This is a genomic window from Verrucomicrobium sp. BvORR034, assembly GCF_000739635.1.
In the GTDB taxonomy this organism is placed as follows: Bacteria; Verrucomicrobiota; Verrucomicrobiia; order Verrucomicrobiales; family Verrucomicrobiaceae; genus Verrucomicrobium.
In genome coordinates this window covers 33,021-47,751 of the sequence record NZ_BATQ01000056.1, presented here as the reverse complement: position 1 = coordinate 47,751, position 14,731 = coordinate 33,021, and the positions used below count along the sequence as shown (strand labels likewise).

The window sequence follows — 14,731 nt, the reverse complement described above, 5'->3', positions numbered from 1 at the left end:
CCAGTTGGTCATCGGCGGGCGGGGCGGAAAACGCCCCGCTCCCGTCACACTCCCACAACTGCCCCATTGTCATCCGGAGAAGCGATGGCCGCGGCCTTGCGGGGTTGTTTCCTAAAGAGCCCCAACAGGTCATCCACCGCCAGGTAGCACAGAGGCACCAGGTAGAGAGTAATCACCGTGGCGAAGAGGCTGCCATAGCCCATCGCGACCGACACGGGCAGAAGGAACTGATTGTGAGTGCTCTGCGGGCTGTTGTCGAAAATGAGCGGGACAAGGCCGAAAAAGGTGGTGATCTGCGTGAGCAAGATGGCGCGGAATCGTGATGCGCCCCCCTCCCGCGCAGCCAGTTCGAGGTCCCCTGTCTCGTCGCGCTGGGAGTTGATTTCATCCACCAGCACGAGCGTGTCATTCACGATCACACCGGACACGGCAAGCATCCCAAAGAGACTCATCATACTGACAGGCATGCCATGGAACAGGTGCCCCAGCACTGCTCCCACCACGCCGAACGGGATAACGAGCAACACGATGAGCGGTTGGGTGTAGGACTTGAACGGGATGGCCATCATCGCATAGAGCCCCAGTCCCACCGTGATGAGAGCCATCCAACCGGCGGACGCGGACTCCCTCTCCGATCTTGCCTCGCCTTCAAAACTCCAGTGCACGTGAGGATGCGCCGCCATGAGGTCGGTGAGATACTCCGAGAGTCCTGCCCGCACGACGGCTACGTCGGTGCTGGATTTGTCCACATCTGCCGTGACGTTCAGCGCCCGGCGGCGGTCCACGCGGCGAATGCTGGTGAAGCTTTTGTCCACCTTGATCTCGGCCACGCTGGAGAATGGCAACTCCAGCCCATCAGGCAGACGCACCCGCATGGTGTCCAGGGTGGCCAGGTTGCGGCGCTCATCCCGCGGCGAGCGGACCATGACTTTCACTTCATTGCGCCCTCTCTGGATGCGCTGTACCTCGAACCCGTAAAACGCCTGCCGGACCTGGCGAGCCAGATCGTTGACCGTCACCCCGAACTGGCGGGCCTCGGGCTTGAGGCGGAGTTGGATCTCATTTCGACCAGAGTCGAGGGAGTCTGCAATATCAAACACCCCGCGATACTGCCCCAGCTTCTCCTTGATCTGGCTGGACAAGGCGAGGAGCTCCTGGGGATTGGTGCCCGAAAGCTGGACATCGATCGGATCTCCGCTGCGTAGGATCTCCGCCCGGAAGTTGAGTTCCTCTGCTCCGACAATCTGGCCAATGCGCCGGCGCCATTCATTGGCGATATCGGGCGTCCGAACCTTGAGGCTGCGCTCCTCGGGGCCGTAGCACTCCATGTTCACCTCACCCAAGTGCGACACCCCGCCGCTGCCGCCTGTGCTGCCAGTCAACCGCGTCGTTCCCGTGGTGGCAAGGATGTGGCGGATGACTGGCCTGCCATCCGGCCCCACGTATTCACGACGGAGTTGCTCGCCAATTTCATAGATCCTCGCGATGTGGCGGTCGGTCACCTCGAAGGGCGTGCCATCTAGCATCGTGAGCCGTGCCTCGATGCGCTCACTGTCGATCCGGGGGAACTTGACGAAAAGAATGCGGCCACCGAAGAAGAAGCCACAAAGGAGCAACAGCCCTCCAAAGAAGATGGCCAGCACCGTGTAACGGTGCTGCAGGCTCCAACGAATGGATGGCCGGTAGAGGCGGGTGATCACCCATTGCAGGCAGCCGTCGGTGAAGTTGTAAAACGGAGCCAGATGCTTCATCAACGGCTCCATGAAGGGATGGGCCAGGTGAGCCGGCAGGATGATCTTGGTCTCGACCAGCGCGATCAGCATGACGGTGACGAAGACGAGCGCGATGGGTTGGAACATCCGGGCCCAGTCGCCCTTCTCAAACACCATGGGCAGGAAGGCCATCACGGTGGTGAGCACTCCGAAGGTGATGGGCACGGCCATTCTCCGGGTGCCTTCGATGGCCGCCTGTAGAGGCGGCAGACCTTGTCGTTGCAGCTTGTCCACGTGCTCGCTGATCACGATGGCGTCATCCACGACGATCCCCAGCACGAGAATGAACCCGAACAGCGTGGAGGTATTGATGGTGATTCCAAGCCACGGCATGAGGGCGAATGCTCCCAGGAAGGCGACAGGAAGGCCCAACGCCACCCAGATGACCGAGTCGAGCCGGAGAAAAAGACCGATGCAAAGGAACACCAGGATCAGTGAGCTCTGGGCGTTGCCCAGGAGCAGGTCGATGCGCCCTTTGACGATCTTGGAGCGGTCGTTCCAGTACTCAATGGTGACGCCATCGGGCAGTTTGGCACGGGCAGCATTGATGTAGCTTTTGACATCGTCGGCGATCTTGATCGCATTCTGCGAACCCTCCCGCATGACGTTGACGACAACGCACTTTTTGCCATTCAAACGGGCAATCAGCGGGTTTTCATTGAACCCGTCTTCGATCATTGCGATGTCACCGAGCGTCAACTTCGTGCCGTCTTCCCGGCTCGCCACCACGACCTTGGCGTAGTCCTCGCCGCTGTAGGCCCGGCCGCGGGTACGGATGGCGACATCGCCAGACTCAGTCTGTACCACCCCGGCCGGCAGGTCAATGGCGGCACTTTGAATGGCCCGGCTGATGGATTCCAACGTGAGCCCGTACTTCCGCAATGTCGCCTCGGGGATCTCCATGCTGATCTCCAGCGGCCGGATGCCGCCGAGAGACACGTGTGAAATACCGGGTAAGGCGCCCACTTCGTCCCTCACCTGCTCTCCCAACCTGCGGAGGTCCCGGTCTGCCATCTCCGCTGAGATGACCACGGTGATCACGGACATGAACCAGTCATCGAGTTGCACCACCGGCTTCTCCGCCTCCTCAGGAAACTGAGGCACCGCATCCACACGAATCTTCACATCCTCCAGCACCTGGCGGGGATCGTTCCCCTCCTCCACCTCGATGCTGATGTTCGCGCCACTGGAGCTCGCAGTGGAGTTAATGTGCTTGATGCCCTGAACCTGCTGGATCGCCTCCTCGATCTTTAGCACAATCATCTCCTCCACCTCCTCTGGCGTGGAGCCCGGATAAGGCACGCTTACCGAGAGCATCCGGGACGGCACGTCCGGAAATACCTCCAAAGGGATCTTCCCGGAAAACAACGTCCAAGCCCCCGCCGCCACCACCGCAAGCATGAGGAGGTTGGCAGCGACGTGATTGCGGGCAAACCAGGAGATCATCGGCCGATAAAGGCCTTCATCAAATCACAGGGGGAGTTCGGGGGCAAGAGTCCGTGTAGATTTAGAGTGAACCGGAAACGCCCGGAAACGAAGCAGGGCCAGCTGTCGCAGACAGCTGGCCCTGTGAGAACGCACATGACAACCTAGCAGGCCGAACGACGGCGGCGGCGCATGACTGCCGCGCCGAATGCGATCAAAAGAAGCACCACACGGCTTGGCTCAGGCACCGCCCCGGCGACAAAGATGATGCCATGGGTATAGAACTGGGAAACATCCCAGAACTTGCCAGCACCAAGCGTCGGAAGGTCCATGTCCCCAAGCAATCCGGCACCGCGAGTTCCGTTACCGAGGGCACCGTTTGAGTTGCCACCGGTGAGGATGGTCGTCCAGTCAAGGAGGTTGAAGACCGAGCCGACTGCAAAGTCTGTTGTGCCCGCTGCGTACGTCACGGTGAACCGAGTGTCCGTGCCCAAAGTGAGTGTACCCTTCACGTCCACCTTGTCATACCCCACTGCGGCTTGCGTGCTCATATCCGTGGTGATTTGAGCGATGGCGGCTGTGTACGCACCTGAACCTGGCGTCTCCAGCGCCGATGCATTGGAGTACACGTAGTTGGTCGATCCCAACTGGAGAGCGAACTGCGACGTGGCTGCGGCAGTATTGAGATTGCCCGAAAACGTCAACGTACCGTTTCCTGAGCCCCCGCTGTCCCCTGGGCGAATGGTGCCATTCACCACGTGGTTTGTCACTCCAGCCGTACCACTCACCGTACCTGTACCTGAGATAGTAGCCGTTGCAGCGACCGTGGTAACCCCAGTCCCACCCAACGCGCTGGTGCGCCCCACGCCACCCACACCGACCTGCAGGTTACCTGCATTCACCGTAGTATTGCCAGTATAGGTGTTGTTGCCGCCAAGGGCCATGAGGCCTGCCCCATCCTTGACAATACCAACTGAGCCACTCAATGCTGCCGTAACCATAAGGTCAGTTGCCGCAGTAGTACTGTCCCCCACGGTAAAGGTGGTGGAGGCAGAAGTGAGAGCCACATTGCCAGTCACAGTCGAAGTCTGGGCGTTGTTGGCAGCGCTATAGGTAACGTTGCCAAGCACCGTGAGAGTTCCTGCACCAGTTTGGACGTTGGCCGTACTGGTAGTAGTACTTCCCCCAAGGGTGAGTGAGGCAATGGTGTCGTTGAACCCGTTAAGATCCAACACTGCTGTCACCCCAGCCCCCGTCGCATTCACCGTGACGGCACTAGCATCAGGGATTACATTGTTGGCCCCAGATCTGAGCGTGCCATTCTCGATGGTCGTCGTTCCAGTATAGGTGTTGTTCTGGGTCAACGTTGCGACTCCCGTACCAGCTTTGATGATACTCAGACTGTTGTCATGCGTGCTGGTTGAGGCTGCACTGTAGATCGCAGGAGTGATCCCGTTCTGGAAGAGGGCATCCCAGTTGCTGTTGGCATTTTGGACAATCCGGATGGAGCCAGCATTGTTCGATGCATTTTCAATGATGATGCCCTTGATTGCTGCGCCATTACCCGTTGCGACAACTCCAGCATCAATTGTGAGATTGCCGATAGTGAGATTGTTGCCTCCAACTTCGAGTGAAGTGTTGTACTTCATGGTCACGCTATTGGACGAACTGATCGCACCACTGCTACCAAACCGCACGACATGCTGCTGTGTCTGAATGTCGCTTGCATTCCCGGTTACGAGACTGCCGGTCCAACCTGAGTTGTTGGCATGATTGATCTCAAAGTAGGTCCGCACCAGATTTCCGACCGTTCCAGCAAGGTCAACCACCGTAGTAAGTCCACCGCTGCCTGAGAGTTGACCATCCACGACGATTCTACGAACCGGGCCACCCTGCTGAGCACCCCAGATGTTGTTCGATGCGGTCAGGAAGAACCCCGATCCAGTTCCCATGGTAGGGACATTCAAAGTGATTGTCGTCCCGGAGATAGCTGTAATCGTCGCTCCAGCCGGAATACCGGCCCCAATCACTTCCATGCCCACGGTTAGTCCGCTGGCATTCGCCACTACAATGGTATTGCCGCCAGACAACGTGGCTGTGGTATTTACCGTGGAAGAATTGACCAACCCGGCATTGACGCCCACATCCCGGTAAGCAAGCTGCAACCCGTCATTGAGCGTAATACTCCCAGAATACCTGTAGATGTCATTGTTTTGACCAGTGGTGTACGACGCTCCAGCCACCGAAACATTGGTGACAGTGGCATTTTGACTGATGGTGATCTTGTTTGTGATCGGATCAATGGACTGAATGGTCGCGCCATTGGGGATGCCAGTAATGCCATTCAATACCTGTCCCACCGTGAGCCCAGTGACATTTCCAGTGACCGTCACCACATTGCTGCCGCTAATGGTATTGAAGTTCTTCTGGGCCCCGAAGTTAACAATCGCCCCAGTTGCGGATGCGTTCGTATTCAGAGTGATCTGATTGGCTGAATGATTCACCGACACAATGGTTGCACCGGCCGGAATGTTGGTACCAGAGACCTGCATCCCAGGGAACAAGGTCGCCATGACCGCTGCAGCATTCGCACCAGTGATGGTAATCGTGGCGTTGCCGCTCGTTGTCGACGCCCCCTGATTTGCAAGCGTTGCAAATGCCACGCCCGTTGTCGTGCTGGCATTAGAACTCAGGGTCACCTGATTTGTTACCGCGTTGATGGCGGTGATAACCGTTCCTGCAGCGATGCCAGGCCCCGAGACCTGCATTCCAGTGAAGAGATTGGACACACCGCCCGGGACGTTTACGATGTTGCTGCCGCTCACAGTCGTTCCTGTGAGAGATGTGCCAAACGAGGTCCCCGTTATCGAGGTTCCAGCACCGTAGAAGTTACGACTCACCGTGACAACGCCAGTGTCGAAGTTTACGGCGGTCACCACTGTACCAGGATGGATGTTGGCACCGGTGACAACCATCCCCGGATGGAAACTGCCAGCATTGGCCACACCAACATTGATGGTGTTTCCACCATTGCTGTAAGACACCGAGCCCAAGCTCAACGTGGGTCCAAGGTCGGTAACGCTATTTTGCGCACCGATCTCCTTGATCTGAGAACCGGCAGCAGGAGCCCGAACAACAATGTCGTTCTTCACATTGTATTCGCTCGTAAAGTTGCTGCCCATGATGCGGCTCGCAAGATAGAGACCAGCAGTGCCGACTGCGGGATTCGAACTGGTGTCACCAAGCAAAATGTTGCCGGTTTGCCCCACAGGCAGGCCTTGTGAGCGACCGATCACCGAGCCTCCACGGATCTCCCAACCACCTGTGAATTCAGAGTTGTTTTCAAACAACACCAAGCGCCCCGCTCCGGTCTTCGTGATCCGCCCGGTTCCCGAAAGGTAGCCAGCACTGGTGTTAAGACGGAGTGTACGCACCGCACCGTTGGGGAGGGCGGAACCTCCTGCAACATCGATGGTACTATTCGCCGTCACATTGATCACACCATCCAGAGTGCCATCCACGTGATTGGCCGTAGTGCCCAACGTACCACCGTTCAAATTGATCCATTCTTTGGTACCATTGCCTGCACCACCCGTAATTTCGAAGTCGAGGCGAGCTCCACTCCGAACAACCGTCCCGTCGATAGTCGTATCATTGCTGCCAAGAATTCCAGAATCCGCCTGATTGATGCGGAGTTCGAGCACACCACCACGAACCTCAGTGAGTCCATAGTAGGCATTCCACAGGGTAAATGAGGACGAGATCGGGCCAATCAAAGGTGAGATCGTCTTACTATTAGTAAGAATCAATCGACCATTTCCTTCTTTGATAAGGTCTCCTACACCCGGGTTGGCAAGCAACTGATTCGCGGCGGTATTACCCGACTGGTAATTGTCTTCAGAACGGATGATCCCGTCATACTGCAGGGTGGTACCACTATCTGGCGTAGAGCCAACGAGTTCGATGTAACCTCCATTACCGCCCAAAGTAATACCACGACGCGCGTCCAGAGTCAGATTCCCAAGGTTGGTGGTGCTGGGGTTGGTATCAGCGGCAAATCGAAGGCGTCCGCCGTTCAGGTAGATGCTGCTCGGATTGGTCGTCGCTGGCACTGTTCCAAGGCGATTCTGGTTGGCAATCCACAAGGTGCCAATAATAGGCTGTCCGGTGACGTCATTAACGCCGCCTCCGTTCACAAAAGTTGAACCTGTATAGCTGTTTGCGGCATTCGTGAGATGCGTAACCCCTGGACCAGACACGACCAAATTGAGCTTCGAAGGGCCGGACGGAGCCCCGGTGTAGTCCACAACTTGAGACCCCACGGTGAACACGCCGGACTCGTTGTAGTTGTGAATGACCAGATCGCGAGACACGTACTGACTCGCATCGGGGGACGGATTCGTAATAAGCGCAGTGGTGTCGTTGGGGCGCGTCAGAGCACCAGGCATCCACATGGAGTTGAACTCCAGCTTCTGATTTCCACTCAACGAGTAGGTCAGCCCAGTGCTAAGTGTGATCACATTGCCTGAAATACCCGTGATCGTGGTACCAGGAGCAACGCCAACTCCCACCACGGTCATTCCTACCGTCAGACCCGAAGTTGAAGTGAGGGTGACGGAGTTGGCCCCGGCAGTTGCCGCAGCCCCCGTGTTTGCCACCTTGGGTGCCGGGGCCGCATAATTGCTGAGAAGCGCGGACGTAATCTGCCCACCAAGAAGGAACTGATTGTGAGCGCCTACAGAGTTCGAGATTAGGATCGCGCCACCCGCCTTGGTTGCGTCTCCCGCAGCAGCGGTGAAGCTGTGGTAGTCGGTTTGAGCACCCACCACCAACCTTGTTCCAGAGGCGATGGTAATGGTGCTATCGGCGAGGTTGGCAGCGTAGCGGATCAGCTTCGCGCCGTAAAAGTCATTGCCGTAGTTGGCCTGGAGAGTTCCCGAGTACTTTGCAGACGTACCGCCAAGAAGGTCGTCCGTGAAATAGCCGGTATTGATGACCCCAATATCTCCAGGGTTGTCACCATCCATCAGGCCTCTGGCATACAAATCCCAGTTGCTGACATTGGCTGCCCCATTTTCATTGTTGAGATTATAGAGATTTGATCCCATTACACCGCTCGAGTCACCAATCAACGTGTTGCTCTGCGTACCCGTCGGCTCTGAGATGAATGAGGCAAAGTCGACATACGCGGTGTCTCCTGGAGCCGCAGTCTTGATTGTCATGTATGGCAGAGCTGTAAAGTAACCCAATCCACCGCCGCCATTGATGCCGTCACCATCCAGAGCATTCTGCGAATAGTAATAGCGAGTGGTCCCCTGTTGGGAGGGATCAATGACAAAATTCAATGTCGCGCCAGCATAGCGATCAGGATCACGCCAGTACCAGTTGGGGTTGGCCACCACCTTCTGAATTGAGCCGTTAACTATCGGCGTGGTGATGAAGGGAGTGAATGGGTTATCCAAGCCCAAATGAAGCGTAATGGTCGCACTCAGTGCAGCTTTACCTGTGATTGAGGATCCACCAGGCCGCAGAGTGAGCACACCACGGAGACTCTCCACAACATTCCCTGCAGTTCCAAGATTCTCCAGTCTCAATTCACCGCCAGCCATGGTAAGCTGGTAGGGGGACGCGGAGATCGCACCCGCACCAGCTCCGTTAACACGGGAGTTGTTGCCGTTGACGCTGCCGTATGAAAAGACAAGAGCTCCACCATGGACGTTGACACCGCCATCAAGATCACCTGCACCCGTAGTGCTACCACTGACAATAGTCGTGCCACGCCCCACTTTGGTTAGGCCAGCGACCTCATTCTGGAGGCCAAATCCTCCGTCTTCAGTGAACCGCAGCTGGAAATCAGTAGTACCACCTTCTTGCTGGTACAATCTCGCTTCCGCATAGTTCGAGTTCTTTTGGATGTTGATCGAGCTCGAGTTCGACGTCAGCGCAGCATTGGTAGGGAGGCTGAGAGTGATGGTGTTCGTGGCCGTGTCGATCGCGAGAATGACAGTGCCATTTTGAATACCAGTACCGCTGACCGTTGTGCCGACTACAAGTCCGGCCACCGAAGAGAGGTTCAGCACACTTGTTCCAGAAGGAGCATTCAATCCTACGTTATAACTCACCACCGGAAGCGGGAACGTGTAGGCCTGGCTGGCAGGAGCCAAACCATTCGTCGGAGCGCTCATCGTGATCGTACGAGTGACCGGATCAATTCCCGTGATGATCGTACCAGCACGGATACCAGTGCCCGCAATGCCCATACCGACTTGAAGCCCCGTCACATCTGACAATTGGATGGTATTCGTGGGTTGGTAGAACTCGTAGGTCGGTGAGGCGCCAGGAGCGGCATTGGTATTACGCGTCAGCGTCAGCGCGTACAAGCCGGGCGAGACTTGGTCGATAGAAGCAATCCTAGTATCCCCTTGAATTCCAGTACCAGAGATGCCGGACCCAGCGGTGAGTCCGCTGATGTTGTTGACCATGATCACACTGGAGTTGGTCGCAATGCCAAATGTAATCGTTCCATTGTCATTGCCGGTGGTGGTTGTGCTGAGCGAAATGACACCACTATTATAGTCAATGCTGGAAATGGTAGTGTTAGGCGCAATACCCTGCCCAGTCACGGTCATGCCGACGACCAGACCGGACACTGAATTCATCGGAATCTGCCCCTCTCCAGTTCCAAATCCGAAGGTCGGAGTCTTATTGAGAGTCAGAACAGGCGCCGCTGCCGTGGTGATCTTGTTGGTGGTCGAACTAAGGTAGCCGAAAGTGAGCGAAGTGTTGGCAGGAATGCCAGCAGACGTGTTGATCGGGTTGCCATTGGCATCCACAATTGTGATCGTGTTGCCGGAGATTGACCCGATTTTTGCCCCCGCTGGAATGCCCGTCCCGGCAACCCCATAGCCAACCCGCAAATTCGAAGTGCTGGAAATCGCCAACGAATTGACGCCGGAATTAATGGCGGTTCCACCAATCGACACCGAGAAACCCGAAGTTCCAGTGATGGGATTGAGATCCACTGTGTTGGCTCCACTACCAAAAATTGCCGTGCCAGAGGTATGTTCACCGCCCATGATATGGGTCGAATTTGATGAGTACGACCCTACGTTTTCAGCCAACTGAATGTTGGGAGACCGGAATACTGCCCCCGCCTTGCTCAGCAGAATGGCGCTGATGGTTCCGGCCCGGTCAACGTTACCACCATCGTGGTTGCGGATGATCGTGAACGTACCACCGGCCCCTGACGAGTAGACACTGTTCGCCGGAACATCACCGACTAGGGGAACGCTCAGAACGATGACGTTGCCATTGATCGCAGCGATCGTGGTGCCCACGTCCAAGCCTGCTCCAGTTATCACCGTCCCAACTGTAAGGCCTACGACAGAATCAACCGTCAGCGTGAGATCGCCCGCCAGAGCCTCAGCAGTGACGACAAAGTTGGTCCCCGCTCCACCAGGCCCCCCACCGGACGCGTAGCCGTTCTCAAGATGCAGGTAGCCAGAACGAACGTCCAGCACGCCGTTAGTCTGCGATGCGTCCTTAAGGAATACGTTGAATTTGCTGTTGGTCGCACTGCTCTGCCCTGTGTAACCACGCATGAACACGTTCAACCGTTGGTGGTTGGCCACCGCACCGACGAAATCCTCGTCGGTCAGGCTGCCGTTGACACGAATTATGCCACCGCGATTTGCGGTAGAGCCGCCATTCTCAAAGATAAGACCACGACCTTCACCCTGTGCGTTATATGCAGGATCCATGTTGAATCCACCAAATGCCGAGCTGATGCCAGTGATGGCACCATTAAGCACCAAGACAGAATCATTGTTTGCTCGAAAGGTGATGTTGTTCGCATTTTGCCCATAAGCAAAAACGTTATTCATCATGATCTTACCGTTCCAGACGTTGGCTTGGTCGGTCGCCTGAAGGAGGTTCGCGCCGATATCCATCGTCAAATCTTTGGTTACATTAGTCGAACCAGACGGTTGTCCGAACTCACCAATGTTGACGCCACTGGTGAGCGTAATGCTGGCGTTGGAGGCCCGCACGCCGTTGCCAGCCCCACTCAAGCCCAAAGCCTTGTCGGTAAAGATCTGAATCTCGCCTTGGGTCAGCGTGGTCAGTCCACTGTAAGTGTTCCATCCCTGCATGATGAGAACAGCTCCACCGCTCTTCACCAAACCATTTGAGCCGGTAATTTTGGAACGGAACGTCGTTGTGTTGTTTGCCCGAATATTGGCCTCCCGAGCCCCAAAGTTGACGGTGCCGCCGTTGAAAACAACGCTGCCACCGTTGTTTACGAGCAGCATACCTGTCCCATCAGTTGCAAGGTAGCCGAACGTTGCATCGGCAGCCCGCCCACCCAAGTGCAAAATGTTCTGCTCCGAGATCGTCACCGACCCACTACCCGATTGGACCCAGGCATTGTAACTAACTTCACCCTTAAGTTCATTGGTGGGTGATGACCCTGTTGGGTCAATTTTCATGATGAAGGTCCCAATGGTGTTGGCGGCGTTATCATCACGTGTGGCCGTCCCCAAATTGCTCGCAGTCACGTTGGGTGCGGTAAATGTTCCGTTGGCGGTAAACCGGGTGCGGAAGTCGGTCGAAGACCCCGTGTCCAGCAAACGGACATAGCCGCTGGAATCCAAGGTTACCAAACGGTCAACGGCTCCATTGTGCGTACCACCGTATGCACCAATTAACACCTTGACTTCATCGCCAATCAACCAGGAATTGGTTGCGAAGTCGAGGAACTGAACGCGAGATTTGGCTGTCGCGGCGTTGGTTGTGGAGAACGCTGCTGTTCCTGAAACGTTGGCGACCTCCGTGAACGCCACCACGCCACCTTGATTGTGCGTGTAACCGCTGAAGGTGAGAGTAGCTTGATTGCCCAGAACGTTGCTGGTGGTGTTGGCACCATCCGAATGGTCAATTCGAACTTGGCTAAAACCGTTTTGAACCGTCAGATTGCCAAAGGTTTCGGTGCTCAGGTTCAACACGTTGTTGTTGCGACGAAGCAACACCAAGCCACCTTTGTCCAACACAACAGTTGCCGAGTCATTGACACGATTATTGGAAGCATGGAGCGCGCTGTTGTCTAGAATCGCGAACTGACCACCTGTGGTAACGAAGAGGTCGCTTGTCCCAGAAATGGCGCCGTTGGCCCCTTGAAGCACCAAGCTGGCACGTCCAATCAACGTTTGCCCAGTGTAGGTGTTGAGCTGGTCAAAGGTAATATTGCTGCTGCTGCCTTTCCAGAAGTTGATGTTCCGGGTGGCAAGCGCCCCCGTACCACCGATGTTGCCACTGAAAGTAAATGCGGCCGGGTTGTTCTCCCCGAGGAAAAGCGTCGACTGGGTCGTTGCGCCCGCACTGTTGCGAACTTCACCGCCTACCACGCCGTTGAGCTGATTGAAGCCCTCACTGAATCCCGCCAAGTCCAACACACCCGAAGCCGTCAAGTTGATGGTTACACCACGATGAATCTGGTCGCGATAGTTGGCCCCCATCATGACACCGCCTAGCCCGACGTTTGTGCCACCAATCTGGAGAACATCCGCCCCAACACCACCCACTCCATCGCCCACTGTGGACGTGCCACCCAGAGCATGAACGGTAGGGCTGCTCGCTTTGGCCAAGACAACGGTTCCAGAGCGAACTTCCACGCGTCCCGCAGCGTTGTCTCGAGCCCCTCCCAAGGTCAGAATCTCATTGCCAATCTTGATGATTCTCGAGTTCGTTGAGCCACTCATGTTGAGGGCCCCATTGAACACATCGTTCGTGGCATCACCACCGAGTGTCAGCGTGGAATTGCCTGTTGATGAGATGATGGTGGTGTCGTTGCCGATGGGAGAACCGGTGCTGCTCACACCATGCCCGATGGATGCGAAGGTATAGTTTTGGCTGATTCCTGTGATGTTGAAGGTGGCGTTGTTGTTCAACTCCAAAGTCATTCCATCCGCGAAACGCACATACCCCGTCGCAGTGCCTGCGGCAGTCCCCACTGTCCCCCCATCGAGTTTCAGCTTATTGGTGGCACCAGCACGAACATCAGTGAAACCGCCACCATTCCCATTCTGGAGATTGAGCGTACCGCCTGTAATCGAAATGAGATCAGCATCAATCGTAACATTTGCTGCGTTCCCCGCCGTGCCGAAGTTTGTTGTGCCCCCTGTGATGGCAAGCGCCCCCTGCCCAGCAATGAACGTCGTCTGGCCGGTGCCAAAGTAGAAAGGTGCATTTACAGCTACCACCGTCCCAGTGCCAGACAGAGGATTGCTGAGAGTGATCTGATTCCCAGCGATAGCACTGATGGTGGTGTTGGCGGGTACGCCAGGACCGGTCACCAACATACCCAAGGAGAGGCCGGCTGTGGAATTAAGCGTGATCGTACTTCCGCCAGCGTTCGCCGTTGCGGTAGCGAATCCTGCACCGTTGCCACCGCCGTACGCACCAGCTAGGCCATTCCTTGATGCCGTGCCAAATGACAACGTATCATTTGCGGTAACGGAACCGCTGTATGCCTGGCTCAAGGTGACGGTGTTCCCAACGATGGCGAGAATGGTGGTCCCAGCCGCGATGTTGGTGCCGCTTACCGTCATGCCTGTAGCCAATCCTGCCACAGAATTCAGCGTGACGTGCGTGGTATCAGCGCTGGAGGCAATCCCCAAGGTGGGACCACCAAAGACAATGCGCTCCGAATTCACGCTCAATGCACTACCAGTGGGCACGCTCAGCGTTATGACATTCCCGGCGATACCGGTGATGATGGTGCCCGAAGAAATACCAGGCCCCTGAATCGCCATCCCCACGCTCAAACCTGTGACGGAATCCAAGGTCAACTGTGTCGCTCCACTTGAGGCAGCAGCAGTCAGCGCGCGTGAAGCGGCATTACCCCCAATGTTGAGAGTGCCACCCTGCACTGTCACCAAGTTGGCGATAGAGTTGGCAGGGTTGAGGATGTTCATCGTGCCATTGTTGACCAACACCCCCCTTGTGGCACCACCGTAGTTCTGCACGTTCAGGGAACCAATGAGGTTCAACGTTGAACCGCCTTCTTTCTCCAGCCGGCCCGTTTGACCTGTAACCTTGCCCGCCAAATTCAATGCGCCAGCATTTACAGTGATGATCCACTTTTGGTCCAGACTGGTCGTCGCAGCTTCAATGACATCGGTTGCCCCGCCATTCTTTACGAGGGTCGCATCGGCTACGTTGTTAAGGAAAGTAAGGGTCCCGTTGGCAACAGTTGGGCGTATCCAAAAAGCATGCGTTCCATCGCTCTCCCCAATTGTCAGGTCTCCCAGCGTGACAGCCAAGTTGAGGTTAACAATGGCATTGGCACTGATCGCATTGGTGATCTGTGCCTGAGAACTGGCACCATTGGGCACTCCAGATGGACTCCAGTTGGCTGAATTGTTCCAATCTCCCGTTGTCGTATTGGTCCAACTAAAGGTCTGCCCCCAAGATACGCCCGAGGAAACAGCCACGGCTAGCGCTGTCGCAATGCTCGCAAATCGAGTCTTGCGCTGGAC

2 protein-coding genes are annotated in these 14,731 nt (G+C 56.2%); both read right to left on the bottom strand.

Annotated features, from left to right (window positions below):
• Positions 1-44: 44 nt before the first annotated feature.
• Positions 45-3,218 carry an efflux RND transporter permease subunit gene (locus BV034_RS10225; protein ID WP_050026675.1) on the bottom strand — a complete coding sequence of 1,058 codons (3,174 nt, stop codon included), beginning with the start codon at positions 3,216-3,218 and terminating at the stop codon, positions 45-47.
• Between the two features lie 143 nt (positions 3,219-3,361).
• Positions 3,362-14,686, bottom strand: coding sequence for an autotransporter-associated beta strand repeat-containing protein (locus BV034_RS10220; protein ID WP_265592841.1), 11,325 nt, complete (start codon positions 14,684-14,686; stop codon positions 3,362-3,364).
• Between the last annotated feature and the right edge of the window lie 45 nt (positions 14,687-14,731).